Origin of the sequence: Streptomyces bottropensis ATCC 25435, assembly GCF_000383595.1 — a bacterium.
GTDB classification, from domain to species: domain Bacteria; phylum Actinomycetota; class Actinomycetes; order Streptomycetales; family Streptomycetaceae; genus Streptomyces; species Streptomyces bottropensis.
Window position 1 is genome coordinate 8,435,028 of record NZ_KB911581.1, and the last position, 24,080, is coordinate 8,459,107.

20 protein-coding genes are annotated in these 24,080 nt (G+C 72.1%); 9 read left to right on the forward strand and 11 right to left on the reverse strand.

Annotated features, from left to right (window positions below):
* Nucleotides 1-102: 102 nt before the first annotated feature.
* The 6 genes from STRBO_RS0137300 to STRBO_RS0137330 all read right to left on the reverse strand — a co-directional run bounded on the left by STRBO_RS0137300 (nt 103) and on the right by STRBO_RS0137330 (nt 7,963).
* Nucleotides 103-309 (reverse strand): hypothetical protein, encoded by a 207-nt coding sequence (locus STRBO_RS0137300; protein WP_093790702.1) that lies wholly within the window; start codon nt 307-309, stop codon nt 103-105.
* 198 nt (nt 310-507) lie between these two features.
* On the reverse strand, nt 508-831 hold the full coding sequence (locus STRBO_RS0137310) for a hypothetical protein (protein ID WP_020115695.1): 324 nt from the start codon (nt 829-831) through the stop codon (nt 508-510).
* A gap of 876 nt (nt 832-1,707) precedes the next feature.
* Nucleotides 1,708-2,724 (reverse strand): hypothetical protein, encoded by a 1,017-nt coding sequence (locus tag STRBO_RS0137315; RefSeq protein ID WP_005486257.1) that lies wholly within the window; start codon nt 2,722-2,724, stop codon nt 1,708-1,710.
* Between the two features lie 26 nt (nt 2,725-2,750).
* Complete coding sequence (locus tag STRBO_RS0137320) at nt 2,751-3,368, reverse strand: hypothetical protein (protein ID WP_106438261.1); 618 nt, start codon at nt 3,366-3,368, stop codon at nt 2,751-2,753.
* A gap of 241 nt (nt 3,369-3,609) precedes the next feature.
* Nucleotides 3,610-6,756, reverse strand: coding sequence for a sacsin N-terminal ATP-binding-like domain-containing protein (locus tag STRBO_RS0137325; protein ID WP_005486259.1), 3,147 nt, complete (start codon nt 6,754-6,756; stop codon nt 3,610-3,612).
* Nucleotides 6,757-7,030: 274 nt separating this feature from the next.
* Nucleotides 7,031-7,963, reverse strand: a complete 933-nt coding sequence (locus STRBO_RS0137330) for a DUF3027 domain-containing protein (RefSeq protein ID WP_005486260.1) — start codon at nt 7,961-7,963, stop codon at nt 7,031-7,033.
* Nucleotides 7,964-8,667: 704 nt separating this feature from the next.
* Here STRBO_RS0137330 and STRBO_RS0137335 point away from each other — a divergent pair.
* The 4 genes from STRBO_RS0137335 to STRBO_RS0137350 all read left to right on the forward strand — a co-directional run bounded on the left by STRBO_RS0137335 (nt 8,668) and on the right by STRBO_RS0137350 (nt 12,226).
* A complete protein-coding gene (locus STRBO_RS0137335) occupies nt 8,668-10,014 on the forward strand; it encodes an MFS transporter (protein ID WP_020115699.1) in 1,347 nt (448 codons plus the stop codon).
* A 74-nt stretch (nt 10,015-10,088) separates the two neighbouring features.
* The gene (locus STRBO_RS0137340; RefSeq protein WP_005486263.1) at nt 10,089-10,559 is read left to right on the forward strand and encodes a hypothetical protein; all 471 of its coding nucleotides are present in this window, start codon (nt 10,089-10,091) and stop codon (nt 10,557-10,559) included.
* Nucleotides 10,560-10,575: 16 nt separating this feature from the next.
* Nucleotides 10,576-11,346: a futalosine hydrolase gene (locus STRBO_RS0137345; protein ID WP_005486264.1), complete on the forward strand. Its 771-nt coding sequence runs from the start codon at nt 10,576-10,578 to the stop codon at nt 11,344-11,346.
* On the forward strand, nt 11,336-12,226 hold the full coding sequence (locus STRBO_RS0137350) for a 1,4-dihydroxy-6-naphtoate synthase (RefSeq protein WP_237547695.1): 891 nt from the start codon (nt 11,336-11,338) through the stop codon (nt 12,224-12,226). Before STRBO_RS0137345 ends, STRBO_RS0137350 begins: the two co-directional genes overlap by 11 nt.
* A 21-nt stretch (nt 12,227-12,247) precedes the next feature.
* Here STRBO_RS0137350 and STRBO_RS45580 read toward each other — a convergent pair whose 3' ends face one another.
* Nucleotides 12,248-12,631, reverse strand: a complete 384-nt coding sequence (locus STRBO_RS45580; protein WP_005486266.1) for a cold-shock protein — start codon at nt 12,629-12,631, stop codon at nt 12,248-12,250.
* A 193-nt stretch (nt 12,632-12,824) separates the two neighbouring features.
* Here STRBO_RS45580 and STRBO_RS0137360 point away from each other — a divergent pair, with 193 nt between their 5' ends.
* Nucleotides 12,825-13,076, forward strand: a complete 252-nt coding sequence (locus STRBO_RS0137360; RefSeq protein WP_005486267.1) for a hypothetical protein — start codon at nt 12,825-12,827, stop codon at nt 13,074-13,076.
* Nucleotides 13,077-13,091: 15 nt separating this feature from the next.
* Here the strand turns inward: STRBO_RS0137360 and STRBO_RS0137365 are convergent, their stop codons facing one another.
* Nucleotides 13,092-13,709, reverse strand: coding sequence for an HAD family hydrolase (locus STRBO_RS0137365; protein WP_106438262.1), 618 nt, complete (start codon nt 13,707-13,709; stop codon nt 13,092-13,094).
* Nucleotides 13,710-13,824: 115 nt separating this feature from the next.
* Complete coding sequence (locus STRBO_RS0137370; protein WP_005486269.1) at nt 13,825-14,886, reverse strand: hypothetical protein; 1,062 nt, start codon at nt 14,884-14,886, stop codon at nt 13,825-13,827.
* 188 nt (nt 14,887-15,074) lie between these two features.
* Between STRBO_RS0137370 and STRBO_RS0137375 the strand changes: the two genes are divergently transcribed.
* Together STRBO_RS0137375 and STRBO_RS44020 are read left to right on the forward strand one after the other, a co-directional pair.
* Complete coding sequence (locus STRBO_RS0137375; RefSeq protein ID WP_005486274.1) at nt 15,075-17,666, forward strand: helicase C-terminal domain-containing protein; 2,592 nt, start codon at nt 15,075-15,077, stop codon at nt 17,664-17,666.
* A 214-nt stretch (nt 17,667-17,880) separates the two neighbouring features.
* Nucleotides 17,881-18,054, forward strand: a complete 174-nt coding sequence (locus STRBO_RS44020) for a hypothetical protein (RefSeq protein WP_005486280.1) — start codon at nt 17,881-17,883, stop codon at nt 18,052-18,054.
* On the opposite strand, the gene istB is transcribed toward STRBO_RS44020, so the two are convergent.
* Nucleotides 18,038-19,486, reverse strand: coding sequence for an IS21-like element helper ATPase IstB (gene istB / locus STRBO_RS0137385; RefSeq protein WP_005486281.1), 1,449 nt, complete (start codon nt 19,484-19,486; stop codon nt 18,038-18,040). The genes STRBO_RS44020 and istB overlap by 17 nt on opposite strands.
* A gap of 150 nt (nt 19,487-19,636) precedes the next feature.
* Here istB and STRBO_RS0137390 point away from each other — a divergent pair, with 150 nt between their 5' ends.
* Complete coding sequence (locus tag STRBO_RS0137390; RefSeq protein ID WP_005486282.1) at nt 19,637-21,280, forward strand: DNA repair helicase XPB; 1,644 nt, start codon at nt 19,637-19,639, stop codon at nt 21,278-21,280.
* 197 nt (nt 21,281-21,477) lie between these two features.
* Here STRBO_RS0137390 and STRBO_RS0137395 read toward each other — a convergent pair whose 3' ends face one another.
* Nucleotides 21,478-21,672 carry a hypothetical protein gene (locus tag STRBO_RS0137395; protein ID WP_005486283.1) on the reverse strand — a complete coding sequence of 65 codons (195 nt, stop codon included), beginning with the start codon at nt 21,670-21,672 and terminating at the stop codon, nt 21,478-21,480.
* Between the two features lie 314 nt (nt 21,673-21,986).
* On the opposite strand from STRBO_RS0137395, the gene STRBO_RS0137400 reads away from it, so the two are divergent.
* A complete protein-coding gene (locus tag STRBO_RS0137400) occupies nt 21,987-24,074 on the forward strand; it encodes a HelD family protein (protein ID WP_005486285.1) in 2,088 nt (695 codons plus the stop codon).
* The last annotated feature ends 6 nt before the right edge of the window (nt 24,075-24,080 follow it).

Genomic DNA, 24,080 nt, shown 5'->3' on the forward strand with positions numbered 1-24,080 from the left:
CGCACCAGCGAAGCCGGGCCAACTCCTCTCGCCTAAGGGCCGCCCCATAAATTGCCGATCAGCGTGAAGGGGTAGTCCGCGGGCTCGTATGCAGGTCGAGGTTCACCTGCCGCCCGACTTGATCCATGGCCATTTCACGATGCAGACCACGACAGGCGCAACGAGCATGGTCAGCATCCACAGGCCCACGCTCGCCGGAGAGTAGATGTAGTAGCGCCAATGCTCTGGTAGGGGCGACGGCGCGAGCAGCAGCAAGATCAGCGTGGCCCATGTGGCCAGCACGGCGACTGCCATGCGTGCTGCGGTCATCTCTATCGGCTCCCTCACCGGTGCTCATCTCTATGGAACGGATGACAGGGAGGCTGGGATGATCTTGGTGTGGCTGGTGTGACCACGGCGTCGAAGCCGTCCTGGATAGCCGGCGACGGCGTCCACCACGCCATGCTCGGCATCGCCCGTCTACACAACCTCGCGCTGACCGGGTGATCAAAGCAGAGACGGCCCAGGTCAGGCCGGATCAGGGACAGCCCGCCGCAGAGGCCGCTGATGTCCGCAATCCAGCCGGGCGCCGTCGGCATCAACGACTACGTAGTCCAGAACGACCTTGGTGGGGTCGCCGTCCTCGTAGAGCCACACGGTGATGCAGTCCGTCGAGACGTAGGTGCCGAACCAGACATCGATCCCTTCGGCCTCCGGCCCGACAGTAAAAGCCTCTCCAGGCTCCAGCCAGTAGTCCTCGCCGTACGGTTCGATGAAGAGACACAGTTCGCTGGCGCCCAAGTTCTTCACAGGCATCCTGCTGCGTCCCACCGGGCCCCCAAAGATCGCCATCCTCACGAAGGTCTACAGAGTAGCCGCGAGGTCCTATACCACCCCTGGGGGAGCCGTCGAAAGACCTCACGGGACTTGCGGGACTTGTCTTAGACGGGCCTTAAGGAGAACAAGCGGGGCGCGGTCGCCCTGGCTCGCTCCTCCGACAGGCGGGTCTCCAACCTGTTCAGGGGACAGCGCCGAGGGGATACAGAACAGCGTCGGACAGTAAGGCCGGCAGCGGCCAGGGGCGCCGACGATCTGAGGACGACCGAGTGGGAGGAGCTGCGTCGGCAGCGCAGGCCGGACTTCAAGCAGGCTGAGACCATTGAGGCGCTGTGACAAGCGGCTGTTTTTCACGAAGGAGACTGATGGGCGAGCACGTGTGTGCGTTCGCCAGAGGCGGAGAAGACCACCGACAAGAGACCGCCGATACACCCCTCTCACTCACGAGGTCACTGTGTTGCTCATGACCTCGCGGCCCACGTAGGGAGCCGCGCATCCGCGCCGAGCTGAATCGGCTCGGTTTCGCGAACGCGGCATCACCAGAGGTCACGCGCCGCAGGTGGCGGAGCCGGCTCGTCCGGCGAACGCCATGCCCGCGACGGACCTCAGCCGTGACTTCACCGCCCCGGCAGCATGGCACTTGGCTGGTCAGCGGCATCACCTTCATCGCACGTCCATGAGCAAATTCACTGTGCGATATATGCCGGTTGAGGATTCGCAGAGCGTGGGACGGACCGGCTCATGCACCAACAGTGCCATTGCCGAGGCGCACTTCGCAGCGCGTGAGTCCGGCAGTGCCGCGCCGGAGATAGTACTCACGGCGGTCGCACCGAGCTGCGGGACACAAGTGCGAGCCCCGCAGCCCGATGCGACTAAGCCAGGTCGTGGGAGTCAGCTCTCCGTATCGGTCGGGAGGAGGTCCCCTACCTCGATGCCGCAGTCCGCCTCGATCTTGGTGATCGATTGCAGTCGGGCTTCGCTCTTCGTAAGGTCGGGACCGCCAGGCTCGTCGCTCAGACGCAGTTGCGCCTCGTAAACGTGCAACGCCGCATACGATCCGAGCGTGCTGAGATCCTCAATGACATCACCGAGTTCATCCACTGTGTGCTTGCTGGCTTCGGACACTGCGAGCGGCGCAGCCACGGAACAGAAGGTGTCTGGCGGCTCGGGTACCACTCCCGCGACCTCGCGGTATCGGTCGGTAGCGTCAAGGTCGAAGTGCTGGGCTGCCTTCGGATCAGGAGTGGTGCTCTGCAACAGGCTCTTGACATTTGTGGCCGACTTCCCGGCCGTCCGGTAGGACACAGGTTCCTCAGCACCGGGGACCACCTGCTGCTCAACTTCCGCTTGGTAGGCCGCGACGGACAAAGGTGCTCCCTGGTATTCCCCCTGTCCTACCTGCCCCTCGTCGTACGGAAGAATTCCTCCTGCTCCCAGAGGTGACCAATCACCGTCGGAGAAGTGGGCGAAGACGATGACATAGTCATGACCCACTTCAAGTCGTGAGGAGTCGTGCGACCCCACGCGAAGGCGTACACCGTCCTTGAGCTGCCACCCGTTGACAGGTATGGAAAGAGTGTCGGGCAGAGCCGCTGCGCCGGACCGCGCCCAGACGCGCTCCTTCACCCGCAAGTCGACCGTCCTCGACAAATACGCCTCTCCGCTCTCGGTTTCTTCCGCGGTGGCCGTACCCGCGTGTTCAGCCTCGACTGTCACCACGGCAGTCTGATCTCCGTATGACACCCAGTCGGTCGCGCTTTCGGCAGGCACTGCATACAGCGACTCGGCCAGGAGGACGTCCGAACGGGCCTCGCGAGCCTGGCTGTCGTAGGCGAACGGAATGAGCACAGCCGAACCGACGAGAGCCGCTCCCAACCCAGCCCCTGCAATCTTCGCACCCTTGGTCATATGCACGGGATTCCCCCTTATCCGCATCAGTAAGTCGAATTGATGTTGTCTCGGTTGTTCGCGCCGAGCCGGTACGTGGGGTCGTAGGACATGCATCCAAGAGCGGGGTCGCGAAGGAGCTTGCGCGGGTTCGCCTCAGTGCCGTGAGTCAGACCCACGGCATGGCCTGTCTCATGACACACATGCCACTTGTTGAGCTTGCCCATCTCGCTGTGATCCGAGTTGATGAGGATGTGGTGCTGGTCGCATTTCCTGGACGTAACAGCGTCATCACACCACGTGACGCCTACCACCGTCTTATACAGCCGCTTGGACTTGTAGATGATGTCGGTCTCCGAGTCGCCTTTATAGACGCCGGACGACGAAACCTGCACGGCAAGGTCCGTAGGTCCGTAAAAATCCTTGACTGTTCTCGAGATGGTACGTCTCTCTGCGCTGTCGAGGCTCTTCTCGCTGTATATGGTGAGCGCCCTGTTGTCGGTCTGACAGAACGTGTCGTTCAATTCACCATCCACACAGCGTGGGCCGTAATTCGCGGTCGGGTACATGTTGTCCGTGTACGCAGCCTGCACAACAGTTGCTCCAGCAACCACTGTCACAGCCGCAGCCGCTCCAATGAAAGCCGTCCTTCGATTGAATGCCATAGACGGAACCCCTTCTTTCCCTCGCTCCTATGGCGCCACAGGACCGCCTGTGATGCCGAGCGGAAATTCCATCTTGAATGAAGTTCCGCCACAAGCCGCCCGAGGGGGAAAGCTTGGCGCAAAACAAACCGGAAAGGACTGAATATGCATGCTGTGAAGACCGCCGATATTTGCGGCCCGGTCATGAAGTGCCAGCACGACCCTGGTGGAGAGCGGAAATAGCGGCTCGTAAGGGTGCAGCTCAGTCGAACCAGCGGTCCCGTGCCAGCTCCGCCGTCCTGGACGGGTCTTCGAGCAGGGCGGCCACCTCGAAGCGGCGCGGCCACTGGCCCGCCGCCCAGGCGAGCCCGGCGGCGACGCCCTCCAGGGTGGCGGCGTGCAGGACGCCGTCGCGGGTGCGGCGCCAGTCCAGCTCGACGCCGTCGACGACCAGCTCCTCGTGCTCCACGTACGACGCGGGGGTGGCCGGGCCGAGCAGGATCCGTACCGCTTCCGGAACGTCGTGCTCCGCGCCCTGGGAGTCCACCTCCCCGGTGACCGACTCGCTGAGCCGCCGCACCTGGAACAGCTCGGCCAACTCCCCGGCCCGTGAAGGCCGTACGGGCAGCAGGGGCATACCGGCGGTGAAGGGCAGCAGGTCGGGGGAGTCGACGACGACGGCGTCGGCCGCGTCCACGACGGCCACCTCGCCGTCCACCACCGCGCGCAACTCGTCGGGCAGGGTCACCTGTTCCGGGTCGAGGTCGGCCAGGGCGCCGTACAGGCCGTGGAGTTGGGCGGCGGAGACGGGGAGGTCCGGGTCGGCCAGCCGGTCCAGCAGTTCGGCGGCGCCGCCCGGCTCGTCCAGCAGCGCGGCCACCGAGGTGCGCACACCCAGCGCCCGCAGGACCTGCTCGTCGTCGAAGCCGGTGGCGTCGGCCTCGTCGTACAGGCCGCGCAGCAGCGGGTCGCCGCCGGCCGCGAGGAGGCCGGCGGGGCGGCGGCCGTCGAGGACCGGGTGTCCGCGCAGCCACCAGGCGGTGTAGGGGCGTACGACCTCGTGCGTGCCGTCCGGGAGCAGGATGCGGACCGGCTGGACGAGAGCGTCGCGCAGCGGGGGCCGGGCGAGCAGGGCGAGCGCCTCCGGCCAGCGGTCCTCGTCGACGAGGTCCAGGTCGCGCACGGCCACGATCTCCGTCGCGACCGGCGGCACGGGGCTGTCCGGGAACCGGTCGAGGATGTCCTCGGACCAGACGTCCACCGCGTCGAGCAGCCCGGCGTCGTCCGGCTCGGCGAAGTCCCCGTCGCGCGGCTCCAGTTCGTCGGGGTCGAGGACGACGTCGGTGGCCCGGACGAGAGCGAAGGTGGCGAGGACCCCGCAGGCCGCCAGGGGCTGTTCGCCCCAGCGGTCGGCCAGTTCGGCGTCCACGAGGGCGAGTTCGTCCTCGCGCATGACCTGGGCGAAGGAGCTGCCGGGGAGGACTAGTTCACCGGCGGGGGCCAGTTCGCCCTCCTCGTCGGGCAGGGCGAGGGCGCCGAGCCAGGGTTCGTCGCCGGGGTCGAGCGCGGCGTCACGGACCAGGGCGAGGACGAGGTCGGCGAGTTCGTCGGCGTCCGGCCGGCCGTCCTCCTCGTCCCAGACGCCGCCCTCGTCGTCCAGCGACGCGGCGACGGCGGCCCGGACCTGCGGGGTGGTGAGCACGGCGCGCGGGGTCGCGGGCAGGGCGCCCAGCTTCTCCAGCAGCGGATGCGCGGCGTCCGGGTGGGCGACCTTCAGGCCGAGGCGGGCGAGGGTGTCGGCGCGGGCCGCCTGCGGGCCGTCGGGGGCGGGGAGGAGGATCTGCCGCGGCCCGATGGTGGTCCGCCCGTCCGCGAGCGGGACGGGCAGGCCGGACAGCCGGTCCGGGTCGACACCGGCGAGGCTGTCGTAGAGCCGCCACCACCAGTCGGGCGCCTTCTCCAGGCCCGCGAGCCGGTCGATGACGTCCCCCAGCGGCAGGCGCGCGACGCCCAGCGCGCGCAGCTCCGCGCGCCGTTCGAGCCCGGCGGGCAGCAGGCTGGGCAGGACGTCGGCGAGCACCCGCACGGTCTCGGCGCCGGCGCCCTCGACGACCTCGGCGTCACGGGGGCGCAGGGCGGCGGGCAGGTCGTCCAGCTCGTCGTCGGGCTCGGGCGTCACCGCACGCGGCAGGAACGCGGTGCGCGGCAGCCGCTCCAGGATCGCCTGGCGCAGCGCCCCGTCCAGCTCACCCTTGCCCAGCGGGCCGGGCACCAGGTCGATGATCCCCTCGCCCACCGGCTCCCAGGCGGCCAGCAGCGCGGCGTACGCGTCCGCCGCACGCTGCACGAGGAAGTCGGTGAGCGGGCCGGGCGCCGCGCGCCGGCGGGTCGTGTCCAGGGGGAAGGAGGCGATGAGCAGCGCGGGCACGCCGAGGGCCTCGTCGCTGGGGGTGGGCGCGTGCACGACGGCGCTGGTGCGCGGGCGGACCGGTGCGCCGTCGGGCCCGGTCGGCACGGCCCAGGTGACGGACCAGTGCGGACGCAGCCGCTCCTCGACGGGCCGGTCGGCGAGCAGCACGGCATCGAGCGCCCCGTGCTCGGCGACGGTGCGCCAGCGCGTGACCCCGTCCCGTGAGTCCTCGACGACGACGTGCGCCCCCTCCACGCTCCGCCGCATCGTCCGCACCTCGTCGGCGCCGATCTCGATGACGACCTCGTCGAGACCGGGCAGGGCGAGGAGCAGCGCGTCGTCGACCGCGTGCAGCAGCCGCTCGGCCAGATCGGCGGCGGCGGTGTCGCGCAGCGGCAGGATGACCACGGTGTCGTACGACTCCGGGGCGGTCCCCTCGGCCGCGAACGGCAGCCGCAGCAACGGCACATGCCCGTCCCGGCGGCGGATCTCGTCCCCGAGGCCGGGGCTGTGCCGGGCGGTGTCGGCGGCGAGCAGCCGCGCCTCGGCGAGCGACCAGCGGATACCGCCGTGCCGCCCGATGACGGCGGGCTCGTCGGTGACCGCGAGCACGGCGGCGAAACCCACACCGAAACGGCCGACGGCACCGTCGTGGGAGTCCTGGCTGTCCCGCTTCGCGGACGCGCGGAGCGTGGACAGCGACTCGACGCCGCCCGCGTCGAGGGGCGCGCCGGTGTTGGCGGCGACGAGGACGCCGTCCCGCAGCGTCAGCCGCAGCCGGCCCGGCACCTTGGCGCGCGCGGCGGCGTCGGCGGCGTTCTGCGCCAACTCCACGACGAGACGGTCCCGGTAGCCGCCGAGGACGAGGTCCTCCTCGGAGTTGGCATCCTCACGGAACCGGGCCGGACTGGTAGCCCAGGCGTCGAGCACGCCCCGCCGCAGCCGAGCCGTCCCGAACGGGTCCGCACCCTCGGCCGCCGGCCGCACGAACTTGCTCACGGTTCATCCTCCATGTCGCCAGGTGCACGAAGGTACCGCGTCGCCGCGCTGGCTAGGCTGGATGCCCAGGGGGGTGGGGGGTAGCTGTACTTCGGCGGGTGCGGGCGCGCGCGGCTTCTCGCGCGGTTCGACGCGCCCCCGAGAAGCAGGGGCCGCGCCCCGTGCTTCTCCGGCCCACGGGGCCGTCGCCTCCCGGGCCCCGCGGGGCCGTCGCCTCCCGGGCCCCGCGGGGCCGTCGTCCACCAGGCTCGCGGGGCCTGTGTCCGTGCCGGAGCTACGAATGCCCCAGATCCGCCTCGGACTCGGCCTCTTCCGAACCCACCGGCACCGACCCCGAGTCCGGCGACGGCCGCAGCGGGAAGGGGTCCACCCGCGTCTCGTCCAGCCGCGGCGGAGCCGGGCGCGGCGGGGCGGGCATGACCGCCGCCTCCGAGTGCCCTCCACAGCCGTACGTCAGGGACACCATCCGCCCGTCCGCCGGCGCGAACTCGTTCGCGCACACGCCGAAGGCCTGCCCGAGCGACCCCCCGATCGCCACGAGGAACCCGCAGCTGACGCACGACGCCGGCGCGGCCTGCGCCATCGCGGTCTTCGCCCCGAACCCTTCCTCCCACCGGTCCGCGGCCGTGCGCAGCCCGTACCGGGACAGCACCCGGGCCCGCCGCATGCCCAGCTCCTCGGCGACCGCGGCGATCGACCCGCGCGTCGGTACGAGCGGCAGGTGCGCCGGGACCCCGGCGGTGACCTCGGCGTCCTCCGCCTCCACCAGCTCGGCCATGTCGTGCGAGACCGGCGAGTTCGGCAAGGGCTCGTCCTCGCCGGAGTACCCGGGCTCCAGCCGCAGGTCCTCGGCGTCCGTGGGCAGCAGGTCGCCGGGTCCCATGTCGCCCGGCCGGAGCCGCTCGCTCCACGGCACCCACTCCGGCGCGAGCAGCGCGTCGGGGCCCGGGAGCAGGACGACCTCGTCCAGCGTCACGGACTTCGCGCGTGAGGCACGGGCGACCGTGACGGCCCAGCGCCAGCCGCGGTAGCCCATCTCCTTGCACTCGAAGTAGTGCGTCACGACCCGGTCGCCCTCGGACACGAGCCCCGCGTGCTCGCCGACCACGCCTGGTGCGGCGGCCTCCTCGGCCGCGGAGCGGGCGAGGCCGACGGCCTCGGCACACAGACGGTCGGGGGTGCGGCTTCGCGTTGTCGCTGCGCTCACAGGTATCGCTTCTCTCCTACGCCGTCTCACGAGTGCGCCTCCCTCGGCGGGGGGGTGCGGACGGAGCGGACCAGGGGGCCGCGTCGACGTCCGCGCCCGATCGCACTCGGGCGCACCTATGTCATCCATTCTGCGGGATGAACGAGAGGCGCGCGGCCGAGAACAACCGCCGCAGGCGCGCTATGCACGCTACCTTCTCCGAGGCTCTGCGCCCACACCGACGTAGCGGTTCCGCGATTCCGCTGCGCTCGGCCTGGGCGGGGAGGGGTGCGTGGGGCGCCCCTCAGGCACCCCCGCCGGTTGGCAGAAAACCACCGGGGCTGCCGCCCCCGGGCCCCGCATCATCGGAGGTCGCAGCCCGTCCGCAGGCACATCGTGGCTGATCGCGCAGTTCCCCGCGCCCCTGAAAAGCCCAGCCCACGCAGGCCTCGAAAGTCAACGACCCCGAATCCCTGAAAAAGCACCGGCCCGCAGCCCCGGCTCTCCAGGGCCGCGAGGAACCGCACGAAGCACCAGGAGCGCAGCCCAGCCCTCCAGGGGCGCGAGGAACTGCGCGAGAACCCCCACCGACCCGCGGACGCACAACCAGCCCCCGCCCACCCCCCGGGGCCATCCGAGCGGTAAACGCACTACGGTCCCCCTTCTCGGGGCACTATGACGAGGTGACCGGCGCCGAGCAGAGCGGAGCGCGCGGATCGGGTCGGGTGACCGGCGTCGTCCGCTCGGTCGGCCGCGCCCTGCACCTGCCGTTCACCGGCCCCGCCCGAGGCATCCGCAAAGCCACCCACGCCCACGGCGCCGGCGAATCCGGCCTCGGCAAACTCATCGAACTGCACGGAGTGAACGGCGCGGGCGACGTGATGATCACCGTCTCCCTCGCCTCCACGGTGTTCTTCTCCGTCCCCACCGACGAGGCCCGCGGCCGAGTCGCCCTCTACCTCGCCATCACCCTCGCCCCCTTCGCCCTCCTCGCCCCCGTCGTCGGCCCCCTGCTCGACCGCCTCCCGCACGGCCGCCGCGCCGCGATGGCCGGCGCGATGCTGGCCCGCGCCCTCCTCGCCCTGCTCCTCGTCGGCGCCGTCGAGACCGGCAGCCTCCAGCTCTACCCCGCCGCCCTCGGCGTCCTGGTCGCGTCGAAGGCGTACGGAGTGGTCCGCAGCGCCGTCGTACCCCGCCTCCTCCCACCCCGGTTCTCCCTGGTGAAGGCCAACTCCCGGGTCACCCTCTGCGGTCTGCTCGCCACCGGCGTCGCCGCGCCCATCGGCGCCGGACTCCAGGCACTCGGCCCGCGCTGGCCGCTCTACGGAGCCTTCGTGATCTTCGTCGCGGGGACGTTCCTCTCCTTCACCCTCCCCGCGAAGGTCGACTCCGCGAAGGGCGAGGACAGGGCCCTGCTCGCGGCCGACCCCGAGCATCTGCACGGCCCGCACCGCAGCGGGACGCTGAAACGGCCCGGCCTGCGGACGGTCGGCCCGGCGGTCACCCACGCCCTCGCCGCCAACGCCGCGCTGCGCGGCCTCTCCGGCTTCCTGATCTTCTTCCTGGCCTTCCTGCTGCGCATCCACCCCCTCCACGGGCAGAGCGCCGCCGTCTCCCTGGGCATGGTGGCCGTGGCCGCCGGCCTCGGCAACGCGCTGGGCACGGCCGTGGGGGCGTGGGCGAAGCAACGGTCGCCGGAACTGATCATCGTGACCGTCGTCGCCGTCGAACTCGGCGTGGCGATCACCGCGGCCCTGTTCTTCAGCGCGTTCTTCATCGCCTGCCTCGCCGCCGTCGCCGGGTTCTCGCAGGCCCTGTCGAAGCTGTGCCTGGACGCCCTGATCCAGCGCGACGTCCCCGAACTCGTCCGGACCTCCGCCTTCGCCCGCTCCGAGACCCTGCTGCAGATGGCCTGGGTGGTCGGCGGCGCCATCGGTATCGCCCTCCCCCTCAACGGCACCCTCGGGATGGCCGTGGCCGCCGCCATCGTCGCCGCGGGCTGGCTCACCACGGTCCGGGGCCTGCTCTCCTCGGCCCGCCACGGCGGCGCCCCCCGCGCCCGCGTGGCCTGACCGAATCCCCGACCGGCCCGGCACGCCGTACCCCACGTAGGGGCACCCCTGGACGGGCCAGATAGCCTTCGCCCATGACCTTCCCGCGTTCCCGTCGCGCCGCAGCCACTCTCGGCGCCGTTTCCGCCGGACTTCTCGTCCTGTCGGCCTGCGATGAGCCGACGCCGATGGCCACCGTCACGATCGGCACCGAATCGATCAGCGCCGAGGCCGAGTGCTACCGGACCCTCGACGCCGCTCAGGCCAAGGAGTGCGCGAAGGAGAAGCCCTCCAAGTCGATCGAACTGCCGGAGGGCAAGGCCCTGCGCATCGGCGTCGACCCGGAGGTGGCGAAGACCGGCTGGGCCCTGTGGATCAACGGGGAGCAGGCCACCAGCGACACGTTCGACAAGACGTACTGGTCGTTCGAGAACCCGGGCCTCTTCGCCACCCAGCCCGGTCAGCCCGCCCAGAAGTCGCTCACGATCAGCATCGTCGAGCAGAACGCCTCGGGCTCGGCGATCAAGGGCGTGTGGAACTTCAAGCTGAAGAACCCGGACGCCTGATCCCCTGCCGCCGCCCATGCGCATCCTCGTAGCCACCGCCGTCCCCGCCGAACGGGACGCGGTGGCACGAGCGCTCCCGGGCCCCGCCACCGAGGTGCGCCTCCCGGCGGGGACCCTCCACCGCTTCCGTACGTCCCCGCACGAGCACGACCTCCTCGCCGCCGGTGTGGGCCCCGCCCTCGCCGCCGCCTCCACCGCCGCCGCGCTGACCGCGGCGGTCCTCACGGGCAGGCCGTACGGGCTGGTCGTGTCCGCCGGTATCGCGGGCGGCTTCCCGCCCGAGGCCCCCCTCGGCTCGCTCGTCCTCGCCGACGAGATCACCGCGGCCGATCTGGGCGCCGAGACCCCGGACGGCTTCGCCCCGGTCACCGACCTCGGCTTCGGCACCGTCACCCACCGGCCGCCGCGCGGCCTCGTCCGCGCCGCCGCGACCGCCACCGGTGCCCGCGCGGGCACCGTGCTCACCGTCTCCACGGTCACCGGCAGCGCGGCGCGCGCGTCCGCCCTGCGGGCCAGGCACCCCCGCGCGCTGGCCGAGGCGATGGAGGGCTTCGGGGTCGCCGAGGCCGCCGCCGCGCACGCCACGCCCGTCCTCGAACTGCGCGCCGTCTCCAATCCCGTGGGCCCGCGCGACCGCGCCGCCTGGCGCATCGGCGACGCGCTGAGCGCACTCACCGAGGCCTACGGGAAGCTGACGCCCGTACTGGAGAGTTGGGACCCCCATGAGCCCTACGAGTCACATGAGCCCCACCAGCCCCATGAACCCGATGAGCCCCATGAGCACTGAGGCGACGCCCATGAACCGCGCGACCACTCCCCCCGGGACCGGCGGAGTGCGGATGGCGTACTCGCCCTGCCCCAACGACACCTTCGTCTTCGACGCCTGGGCGCACGGCCGGATCCCCGGCGCGCCCGCGCTCGACGTGACGTTCGCCGACATCGACATCACCAACGGCATGGCCGAGCGCGGTGAACTCGACGTACTGAAGGTGTCGTACGCCGTGCTGCCGTACGTCCTCGACGAGTACGCGCTGCTGCCCTGCGGCGGTGCGCTCGGGCGGGGCTGTGGCCCGTTGGTGCTGACGCGCGAGCCGGGCACGGACCTCACCGGCCGTACGGTGGCCGTGCCGAGCGAGCGGTCGACGGCGTATCTCCTCTTCCGCCTCTGGGCGGCGGACACCCTGCCCGGCGGGGTCGGCGAGATCGTGGTGCTGCCGTTCCACGAGATCATGCCCGCGGTGCGGGACGGCAAGGTCGACGCCGGACTCGTCATCCACGAGGCCCGCTTCACGTACCGGAATTACGGCCTCCACAAGCTGGCCGACATGGGCGAGCACTGGGAGGACACGACGGGGCTGCCGATCCCGCTGGGCGCGATCATCGCGAAGCGCTCGCTGGGCGCCGAGGCCCTGACCGGGCTCGCGGAGACGGTCCGCGCCTCCGTCCGCGCGGCCTGGGACGACCCCGAGGCCTCCCGCCCCTACGTCCTCGAACACGCCCAGGAGATGGACCCGGCCGTCGCCGACCAGCACATCGGCCTGTACGTCAACGAGTTCACGGCCGACCTCGGCGAGGACGGCTACGCGGCGGTCAGGGGGCTGCTCACCCGTGCGGCGGCCGAGGGACTGGTACCGCCCCTCGGCCCGGACGCGCTCGAATTCCCTTGAGTCACCTCGGAAGTTGTCGGTCTACACGTCCAACTGGTCGGCCACGGCGCGGAGAAGACCCGCGATCTTCCCGCCCGCGGCGCGATCGGGATAACGGCCCCGCTCCAGCATGGGCGTGATGTTCTCCAGCAGCGTGGTCAGATCCTGCACGATCGAGGCCAGCTCGTCGGGCTTCTTGCGCTGGGCGGCGGCGACCGACGGGGCCGGCTCCAGGATCGTCACGGAGAGGGCCTGGTCGCCGCGCTGACCGGCGACGACCCCGAACTCGACCTTCTGGCCCGGCTTCAGGGTGTCGACACCGGCGGGCAGTACGGAGGAGTGGACGAAGACGTCACCGCCGTCGTCACGGGAGAGAAAGCCGAAGCCCTTCTCGCTATTGAACCATTTGACCTTGCCGGTAGGCACGTCTGTCCTCGTCCTCGTACTCGTCGGAAACTGCGTATGGAAAGTGCTCTGAAGGTGTTCTCGGTGGGCGCGAACTGCTCTGGACAGCACTGCAGCGGGTCGTCGGACCCGCCGGTCCCCAGCCTATTGGTCCGGGGGCGGGTGACAAGACGTCGGCCGACTGTTCCCTCGCGCTGGGAACTACCCTGGTCGGGTGCGTGACAAAACCCAACCGAATTCCGCCGAACCCGGTGACCGGCTGATCCGTGCCGGTGCCATCGTGTTCTTCGTCGGCGCCGTGGCCACTCTCGTCACCGTGGCGCCGCTGTTCCTCGGGACGAGTCCTTTCCCGACCTACATGTTCGTCCTGAGCATGCTCATGGGCGTCGGCTTCCTCATCGCGGGCGCGGGAGTCCTGCGGTCCGTCGCGGCGGGGCGCAGGAGGGCGCGCGAGGTACGTCCCTGACGCTTCCCCGACGCCTCAGGACCGGTGGTGGGTCGTGAGCCACGCGGGGAACGCGGTCAGGTCCGGGAGGACGACATCGGCGCCGGCCTCGCGCAGCTCCCGCTCGTCGCAGGGTCCGGTGGCGACCGCGACCGCGTACGCCTGTGCCGTGCGGGCGCCGCGTACGTCGCCGGTGTGGTCGCCGACGTAGACGCTCGCGCCGTGCTCGCGCAGCGCCGACGCCTTGCCCTCGGCCCACAGGTCGCCCACGACCACGTCGGGCTCGATGCCGAGGTGCTCCAGGTGCCGCTTGGCGTTGGGCTCGTACTTGGCGGTGACCACGATCGCCCGCCCACCGGCCGCGCGGACCGCCGCGATGGCCTCCGGCGCGCCCGGCATCGCGGGGGTCGCGGCGATCGCGATCGCCGGGTACATCTCGCGGTAGAGGTCCGCCATCGCCGGGATCTCCGCCGCCGGGAACCAGCACGCCAGCTCGTCCGCGAGCGGAGGACCGAGGCGGGTGATCGCCAGGTCGGCGTCTATGTACGTCCCCGTCCGCGCCGCCAGCGCCTCGTAGCAGGCGTGGATCCCCGGCCGCGAGTCGATCAACGTCATGTCGAGATCGAACCCGACGGTGAGTGCGCGAGAAGTCATACCGCCCATTGTGGGGCGGGGGTCGCGCGGGGTCGGGGGAGGGACGGGTGCGGGTCCGGTGGGGCCGGCCGCACCCGCCGACGAACCCGCCCGCCCGAGCTGTCCCGCGCCCTGGTCACCGGGCGCGTTGGGAGCGCCAGAGCAAGTACAGCGCGGAGGACACCGCCGCGATCCGCAGCATCCAGGGCCACGCGTCGGCGAGCGCCGCGTCCATGTGGCCCTTGGCGATCGGCTCACCCCAACGCCCGTCCGTACGCCCCCACAGCCAGACGACCCCGCCCGCGGCCACCACCCCCGGAATCCCCATGACCGCCCACTTCGACTCGGAAGGCGTCAACTTCCGCGACAGATAGGCGATCAGCCACCCGAGCCCCAGCGGCACCAGACTCCCCATGACCGCCCCCGCGACCAGCAGCGCGGCGGCCAGCAACAGCAGCGGATTGCTCCACCCCCCGCCCCCCGAGGCCCGCAGCCGAGGCAACGGCAACCGTCGCCGCCGCGCCCCACCCTCCTGTGCGGGGGCCGCGGCCGGCGCGGCAGCGGCACCCTCAGCCGTAGCGGTCTTCCCCGCCGTCTCCTCCACGTCCACCGGCGGCGGCGGCGCCTTCAGCAGCTCGGGAATCTCCACCCCCCCGACGAACCCGGGCACGGAGTCCCCGAGCCCGAACCCGATATCGGCGCCCCCGGGCCCCCCGCCCCCACCGACCCGCCACCAGTCGGGCTGCACATCCCCGTCGCCCAGCTCGTGCAGCGGGGCGAGATGCGGCGGCGCACCGCCGCCCACCGAAGGCGGCACGGCGTCGGCGGGACGCGGTCGCGGTACGACCCGCCGCAGCCCCTTGGCCGGCTCCCCGGCCCCGGCCGCACCGTCCCCGGCCGCACCGTCCCCGGCCGCACCGGTCACCCGCTGCACGGGCACCGCCGCGGCCCGGGGCTCCGGTACGTCACCGGGCACGCCGGCCGCCTCGACGACCTCACCGGGCGTACCGAGGCGGGCGATGATGCGCCGCACGGCGGCCGGGCTGTCCACCGGCGCCTTCGCCCGCCGCCGGTCGATCTCGTCGCGCAGCCCCGCCACCAGACGCATCCGCGTCGCCGACGGCAACTGCCGCTGCTGAGCCAGATCACCGACCCGGCTCAGATACTCGTAGACGACCTGGTCGCTCTCAATCCCCACGAAGCCCCTCCGGGGTTGGCGCGCGTACTTCCTCCCGACGGTATCGCTTCCGACCACGCGGAAGCCGCCAGGAACCACGCGACCGCACCCCCCACCGGCCCCGCACCGGACCCCACCCGCCGACGCACCCGCGCCCCGACCCATGAGGCGCCCCGGCCCGGCGGAGCCCAGGCGCTAACGTTGGCCGGATGAGCACCGAGGAGCACACCCCCACGGAGGCGGCGCCTGCCGGTGGGGCCCCCCGTTCGCTGGCGGAGGCGCTGCGCGGGCGGGACGACCGTTCGCTCGCCGTGCTGCTCCGGGCGCGGCCGGATCTCATCACGCCCGTGCCGACCGACCTGACCCAGCTGGCGACCCGGGCGGGGACCCGCGCCTCGGTCGTCCGGGCCCTGGAGCGCCTGGACCGGTTCGCCCTGCAGACGGCGCAGGCCCTGGCCGTGGCGTCCGACCCGGCGTCGTACGGCGAGCTCGCGGGCCTGCTGGCCGGTGACGAGGCCGACCCCGCCGTCACCGCCGCACTGCCCCACGCGCTCGGCACCCTGCGCGACCAGGCCCTGGTGTGGGGCCCCGAGGACCGTCTGCGGCTCGTCCGCACGGCCCGTGAGCTGCTCGCCCCCTCCCCGCAGCACCCCTCCCCCACCGGTCTCGGCCCGACCGTCGCGGAGGCCACGGCGGGTATGTCGCCGGGGCGGGTGCAGGAGATCGTGGCGGAGGCGGGCCTGCCGAGCACCCATGACTCGGTGTCGGCCGTCACCGCCCTCAGCGGCCTCTTCTCCGACCGTCGCCGCATGGCCGCGCTCCTCGCCGCCGCGCCCCCCGAGTCCCTCGACGTCCTGACCCGCCTGTTGTGGGGGCCGCCGTACGGGCAGGTCACGGCCAGCCCGGCGGCGCACTTGCGCTGGCTGCTGGACCGGGGGCTGCTGCTGCCGACCGCGCCCGGCACGGTCGTCCTGCCGCGCGAGGTCGCCCTGCATCTGCGGGCGGGCCGGGCGCACCGTGAGGTGCGGCCGGTGCCGCCGCCCGTGGAGGCGTCGGCCGCGCACCGTCCCCAGGTGGTGGACGCGACGGCGGCCGGTCAGGCGTACACCGCGCTGGCGACCGTGGAGGAGTTGCTGAAGGACTGGGACGAGGGCGGGCCGGGCGTCCTGCGCGCGGGCGGGCTCAGTGTGCGGGATCTGAAGCGGACCGCCGTGGCCCTGGACCTGTCCGAGCAGGTCGCGGCGTTCTGGGTCGAACTCGCCTATGCCGCCGGGCTGTTGGCGTCCGACGGCGAGGCCGACGAACGGTACGCCGCGACCCCCGCGTACGACGAGTGGCTGGAGCTGCCCGCCGCCGAGCGCTGGGCGCGGCTGGCCACGGCCTGGCTGTCGGCGACCCGTACGGCCGGGGTGATCGGCGAACGGGACGCCAAGGACCGTACGTTGTCGGCGCTGGGCCCGGGTCTGGACCGTTCGGCCGCGCCGGAGGTGCGCCACCGGGTCCTCGCGCTGCTGGCCGGGCTGCCCGAGGGCACCTCGGCCACCCCCGACTCCGTACTGGCCCGTCTGCACTGGGAACGCCCCACCCGCGGCGGCCGGCAGCCGCAGTCCTCGCAAGCCCCTCAGGGGGAGGATCTGCGGGCCCGGATCGCCCGCTGGACCCTGTCGGAGGCCGAGTCGCTCGGGGTCACCGGGCGCGGCGCGCTGTCCTCGCACGGCCGCGCCCTCCTCGGCTTCCCGCACGAGGCCGCGGCAGGCACCGATCTGCCGGAGACCCCCGGCGACAAGCTCCCCGCCCATCACGTCCCTGTGCCGCATGCTCCGGCGCCGTCCCCCGACCCGGTCGCCGAGCGGGCCGCGGCCGCCTCCCGAGCCGCACGGCTGCTCGCGCCGCTGCTGCCCGAACCGCTCGACCACGTGCTGCTGCAGGCGGACCTGACGGCCGTCGCGCCGGGCCCGCTGAAGCGGCCGCTGGCGGACGCGCTGGGCGTCCTGGCGGACGTGGAGTCGAAGGGTGGCGCGACGGTGTACCGGTTCACGCCGGGGTCGGTGCGCCGGGCGCTGGACGCGGGCCGAAGCGCCTCCGACCTGCATGACTTCCTGACCGCCCACTCCCGTACGCCGGTTCCGCAGCCGCTCGCGTATTTGATCGACGACGTGGCCCGGCGCCATGGGCATCTGCGGATCGGCGCGGCGTCGGCGTACGTGCGGTGCGACGACGACGCGATGCTCAGCGAGATCCTCGCCGACAAGCGGTCGCAGGGGCTCGGGCTGCGGCGGCTGGCGCCGACCGTGCTCGCGGCCCAGACGGATCCCGCGACGCTGCTCGACGGGCTGCGGGCGATGGGGTACGCGCCGGCCGCCGAGTCGGCGGAGGGCGATGTGCTGATCACCCGGGCGCATGCCCACCGCACCCCGCCCCGCACGGCCCCGGAGCCGGTCCCGGAGGGGCCCCCGGCCCCGGACGACACGCTGCTGGGCGCCGCGATCCGGGCCATCCGCGCCGGTGACCTCGCCTCCACCGCGCCCCGGCGGACGACCGGGGACCCGGCCCCGGCCGGCGCCCTGCCCCGCACGGGTTCCGCCGAGACCCTGGCGACGATGCAGGCGGCCGTCCTCACGGGCGAGGCCCTGTGGATCGGCTACGTCAACGCCGAGGGCTCCGCCAGTCAGCGCGTCATCGCCCCGGTCCGGGTCGAGGGCGGTTTCGTGACGGCGTACGACCACACGGCGGACGAGGTACGGACGTTCCCGCTCCACCGGATCACGGGTGTCGCGGAACTGGCCGACGAGGCGACCTGAGCGTCGGCCGCCCCCGGTCCCGGCCGTGTTGATCAAGTCGCTTCCCGTCCCTCACCCGTATGGGCGTACGCCGGAGTTCATGCAGGACATCGGGTGATTTCCCTCCGATGAGCGGTCGGGCGGGGGCGGGCGCATCGTGGGGTGGGCGACGGGGCAGCCACCCTGTGTCCGATCGAGATGGACTCCCCCGCGCTCGAAAGGCCCACCCGTACGCATGCGCCCCCTGCTCACGCTCGTCTTCGCCGTCGCCGCCGTCGCCCTGGTGGGTGTGCTCGCCTCCCCGGCCGCGGCCAACCCGCCCCTGCCCCTGCCCGAACTCGGCACGCTGGTGGGTGAGGGCGTCGGCGTGGAGGGGCCCTTGATCCAGAACGTCAGCCTGCTGAAGTAGAGGCGCGGCCGGCCCGGTAGCTGTCCCCTTCGAGGCGGACGATCTCGGCGTGGTGCGCGAGGCGGTCGACCATCGCGGGGGCGGCCCCGTCGAAGATCTCCTCCCAGCGGCCGAGCGGCCGGTCGCTGGTCACGACCAGCGAGGCCCGCTCGTAGCGGTGCGCGATCAGCTGGAAGACCAGCCTGGCGGTGTCCGTGTCGAAGGGGAGGTAGCCGACCTCGTCGACGACCAGCAGGGGGCAGGCGTCGAGCGCGGACAGTTCCTCCGCGAGCCTGCCCTCGGCGCGCGCCCCGGCAAGGCGGGCGGCCCACTGGGTGGCGGTCGCGAACAGCACCCGGTGCCCGGCCTGGCAGGCCCGTACGCCGAGCCCGATCGCCAGATGCGTCTTGCCGGTGCCGGGGGCGCCGACGAACACCACGTTCCGCCCGGCGGCCATGAAGTCCAGCGTCCCGAGCCGGGTCAGCACCCGCCGGTCGAAGGAGCGCGGGTGGCTCGTGTCGAAGTCCTCCAGCAGCTTGCGCGCCGGGAAGCCGGCCGCCCGCACCCGCCCCTCGACCCCGGTCTCGGCCGGGGGCGGCATGCGCCGGGCCTCGTACGGCACGATCCGGGCCCCGCCGCGCGTGAACCGGGTCCCGTGCTCGTGTGCGGACCCCCGGCCGCCGTGGGTCAGGTAGTTCTCGTACGAGGTGGCCTGGGCCGGGATCGGCAGCGGGCTGTTGGGGGGAGCGGGGGCGACGGAGCCCCTGTGCCGGGCCGGTTCCGTCGGCTGCGACGGCTCCCCGGGGCTCCGGTGTTCCGTGGGCTCCACCGGCACGGGCGGGCCCGGCGGCTGTTTCGGGGCGGTGGTGGGCGTGCCGTGGTGGGAGCCGTGTCCCTTGTCCTCGCGCAGCATCGGTCCCGACATGTACGCCAGGAGCACCGCCGAGGCGATGAAGGCCATGTGGATCACCGTGCCCCACAGCAGCGCGTGGTGCGAGGTGTGGTGGACGTCGACGAACATCTGGAGCAGATGGACGGAGGAGATGCCCACGATGGCGGTGGCGAGCTTGACCTTCAGCACGTTGGAGTTGACGTGCGAGAGCCATTCCGGCTGGTCGCGGTGGCCCTGGAGGCCGATGCGGGAGACGAAGGTCTCGTAGCCGCCGACGATCGTCATGATCAGCAGATTGGCGATCATGACGACGTCGACCAGCTTGAGCACGGCGAGCATCACGTACGTCTCGGAGGCGTTGCCGCTCACGCACCTGACGATTAACGTCCACAGCTCGTTGAAGAACTTGTAGACGTACACCCCCTGGGCCGCGACGAGACCGAAGTACAGCGGTGCCTGGAGCCAGCGGGTGGCGAAGAGGGCGTAGCCGAGCGTGGTGCCCTGCGGAGAGACGGGCGGGGTGACCGGGTCTGCCGGGGTGGTTGGCTGCACGGTCCGCATTCTTCGGAACTTTTGCCGCAAATCTGAATTCCTGCCACTCATCGGAATGAATAGACATGTAATAAGACCGGGATCCGGAGGGGCGGGCGCCACGGAAAGCCTTGTTGATCAGGCACACTGGACGTTTGGCCGAATCGAAAGGTGCCGCGCGTGAATGGTCCCCTCATCGTCCAGTCCGACAAGACGCTGCTCCTGGAGGTCGACCACGAGCAGGCGGACGAGTGCCGTCGGGTCATCGCGCCGTTCGCCGAGCTGGAACGGGCGCCCGAGCACATCCACACCTACCGGGTGACCCCGCTCGGCCTGTGGAACGCGCGCGCCGCCGGGCACGACGCCGAGCAGGTCGTCGACGCGCTGGTGCAGTACAGCCGCTACCCGGTACCGCACGCGCTCCTCGTGGACGTCGCCGAGACGATGGACCGCTACGGCCGCCTCACCCTCTCCAAGCACCCGGTGCACGGCCTCGTCCTGACCACCACGGACCGGCCGGTGCTGGAGGAGATCCTGCGGTCCAAGAGGATCACTCCGCTCGTCGGCGCCCGGATCGACCCGGACACCGTCGCCGTGCACCCCTCCGAGCGCGGGCAGATCAAGCAGACGCTGCTGAAGCTGGGCTGGCCCGCCGAGGACCTCGCCGGCTACGTGGACGGCGAGGCCCACCCGATCGAACTCGCCGAGGACGGCTGGGCGCTGCGCCCGTACCAGAAGCAGGCGGTGGAGAACTTCTGGCACGGCGGCAGCGGAGTCGTCGTGCTGCCCTGCGGCGCCGGAAAGACGCTGGTCGGGGCCGGGTCCATGGCCCAGGCCAAGGCGACCACCCTCATCCTCGTCACGAACACCGTCTCCGCTCGTCAGTGGAAGCACGAGCTGGTGAAGCGGACGTCGCTGACCGAGGAGGAGATCGGCGAGTACAGCGGGACGCGCAAGGAGATCCGGCCGGTCACCATCGCCACCTACCAGGTGCTGACGACCCGCCGGAAGGGCGTCTACCCGCACCTGGAGCTGTTCGACTCCCGTGACTGGGGGCTCATCGTCTACGACGAGGTGCATCTCCTTCCGGCTCCGGTCTTCAAGTTCACCGCCGATCTGCAGGCGCGCCGGCGGCTGGGGCTGACGGCGACCCTCGTCCGTGAGGACGGGCGGGAGTCGGACGTGTTCTCGCTCATCGGGCCCAAGCGGTTCGACGCCCCCTGGAAGGAGATCGAGGCGCAGGGCTACATCGCGCCCGCCGACTGCGTCGAGGTCCGGGTGAACCTGACCGACTCCGAGCGACTCGCCTACGCGACCGCCGAGCAGGAGGAGAAGTACCGCTTCTGCTCCACCACCGCGACCAAGCGGAAGGTGGCCGAGGCGATCGTCCGCCGCTTCGCGGGGCAGCAGATCCTCGTCATCGGCCAGTACATCGACCAGCTCGACGAACTGGGCGCCCACCTGGACGCGCCGGTGATCAAGGGCGAGACCAGCAACGCGCAGCGCGAGAAGCTCTTCGACGCCTTCCGGCGGGGCGAGATCAACGTCCTGGTGGTGTCGAAGGTCGCGAACTTCTCCATCGACCTCCCGGAGGCCACGGTCGCCATCCAGGTCTCCGGCACCTTCGGCTCCCGCCAGGAGGAGGCCCAGCGCCTCGGCCGCGTCCTGCGCCCCAAGGCCGACGGCCACAAGGCCCACTTCTACTCGGTCGTGGCCCGCGACACCATCGACCAGGACTTCGCCGCCCACCGCCAGCGCTTCCTCGCCGAACAGGGGTACGCCTACCGGATCATGGACGCGGACGAGCTGCTGACGGAGGGCTGAGGCCGGGCCGGCCCGGCAGGACGGGCGGCACGGGCGGGACGGTCAGCCGTGCCGCGCCCTGCCGCCGAGGACCGAGGCCGCCTTGAGTGCGGGCAGCGGGAGCCGGGTCGTCGGACGGGCGGGCGCAGGGGTGACCGCCCCGCGCGTGGCGCGGGACTCCGCGCGGGGAGCGGGGGCACGCGGGGTGAGGCCGGGCCTCACCGGCGGCGTATGCCCGCTTCCTCCGCGTACTCACCGAGCACGATCACGCCGAAGGCGGCGCTCGCGAAGACCTTGACGGCGCGGAGGGCGTCGGCGAGGCGGTGACGGTGGTGGTCGTCGAGGCCGGTGGCGCCGGGCGGCGGACCGGGTCGGCCGGAGGCCGATGCGGGGATGAACGTCGCTGCACTCATGACTCCATGGTGGAACGTCCGCCTCTGAATGGCGTCGGTCTGGGGAGTGAACCCGCTCAGGCCCCGGCTCACCCTCAGGTCCCCCAGCCCTCTCATACCGGCGACGTACGCACCCCCTAGGGGTACGGCGCGGAATTTTCGTTGGCCTCCGCCCCCTCCCCTCACCTACACTCTCCGCTCTTGCCCGCCTCCCTTCCGTGGAGCGCCGTCGCCCGGACGGAAACCGGTCGGCCACCGCCCCTGGCAGAACGCCACCGTCAGGCGGCACTCCCAGGCACACCCCTAGGTCCCGTAGGCCACCCGGAGGCACCCCCTTGTCCGCGCACTCCACCGCCGACTCCACCGCCGATCCCGCCGCCGATCCCGCCGCCGATCCCGCCGACCCGCTCTCCCGAGAGCGTTCGCACCTCTCCGCCTCCCGTTCGGCCCTGCGCGCCATGCGGGAGGACGTGGAGGCGCTGGACATCAAGGACGTCACCGCGAACTGGGTGAACGCGGAGGTGCTGGCCCGCCAGATCGAGGAACGGATCAAGTCGCTCGCCGACCTGAGCCACACCCCGCTCTTCTTCGGCCGCCTCGACTATCTGCACTCCCCCGGCGCCGACCGCGCCGAGGGAGCGGACGGGGAACGGTTCTACATCGGCCGCCGCCATGTGCACGACGCGGACGGCGACCCGATGGTCATCGACTGGCGCGCCCCCGTCTCCCAGCCGTTCTACCGGGCCTCCAGGACCGACCCGCTGGACGTCGCACTGCGGCGCCGCTTCGGTTACACCGGCGGCGACCTCACCGCGTACGAGGACGAGCACCTCTCCGACCCCGCCGAGGCGGCCACCACCAGCAAGCTTCTGCAGCGGGAGATCGAGCGGCCGCGCGTCGGCCCGATGCGGGACATCGTGGCGACGATCCAGCCGGAGCAGGACGAGATCGTCCGGTCCGACCTCGCCGGCTCCCTCTGCGTCCAGGGCGGCCCCGGCACCGGAAAGACCGCCGTCGGCCTGCACCGCGTCGCCTACCTCCTCTACGCCCACCGCGAGCGCCTGGCCCGCACCGGCACTCTCGTCATCGGGCCGAACCGGTCCTTCCTCCACTACATCGAGCAGGTCCTCCCCGCGCTGGGCGAGCTGGAGGTCAAGCAGGCGACCGTCGACGACCTCGTCTCCCACGTCGAGGTGCGGGGCGCGGACGAGGCACCGGCCGCCGTCGTCAAGGGCGACGCCCGCATGGCCGAGGTGCTCCGCCGGGCCGTCCGCTCGCACGTCACCCCGCCCACCGAGCCCGTCGTGGTCGTCCGGGGTTCGCGTCGCTGGCGCGTACCGGCGTACGAACTGGCGGACATCGTGCGGGAGTTGCTGGAGCGGGACATCCGCTACGGGGCCGCCCGCGAGGCCCTGCCGCAGCGGATCGCGCATGCCGTGCTGGTGCAGATGGAGCGGTCCGGGGAGGCGCCGGACGACCGGGTGCAGGACGCGGTGGCCCGCAACACCGCCGTGAAGGCGGCGGTCAAGGCGGTGTGGCCGCCCGTCGATCCCGCCAGGCTCGTCCTGCGCCTCCTCTCCGATCCCGACTTCCTCGCCGCGCACGCGGACGGGATCCTCACGGGCGACGAGCAGAAGACGATCCTGTGGGCGAAGCCGGCGCGGAGCGTGAAGGCGGCCCGCTGGTCCGCCGCCGACGCCGTGCTCATCGACGAGACCACCGACCTGGTGCAGCGCACGCACTCGCTCGGGCATGTCGTGCTCGACGAGGCGCAGGACCTCTCCCCCATGCAGTACCGGGCGGTCGGGCGCCGCTGCACCACCGGCTCCGCGACCGTCCTCGGCGACCTCGCGCAGGGCACGACGCCCTGGGCGACGCGGAGCTGGGAGGAGGCCCTGACCCACCTCGGCAAGGCGGAGGCCCATGTGGAGGAGCTGACGGCCGGTTTCCGGGTGCCGACCGACGTGATCACGTACGCCTCCCGGCTCCTGCCCCACATCGCGCCCGGTCTGACGCCGGTCGCGTCGGTCCGTGAGAACCCGGGCTTCTTCGACGTACGGCCGAGCGCGGACGACTCCCAGGTCGTCGCCGCCTGCGAGGAGCTGCTGCGCAACGAGGGCTCGACCGGGCTCATCGCCGCCGACGCCCGGATCCCCGCGCTCGCGGAGGCGCTCACGGCGGCCGGGATCGGCTATCTGGCACCGGGCGAGGAGACGACGTACGAGACCCGCCTCACCCTCGTCCCGGCCTCGCTCGCCAAGGGCCTGGAGTACGACTACGTCGTCCTGGACGAGCCCCGGGCGGTCGTCGACGGCGAACCGGACGAACGCACGGGCCTGCGCCGTCTGTACGTGGCGCTCACGCGAGCGGTGTCGGGTCTGATCGTGACGCACGCGGCCCCGCTGCCGCCACAGCTCGGCTAGCGCCGA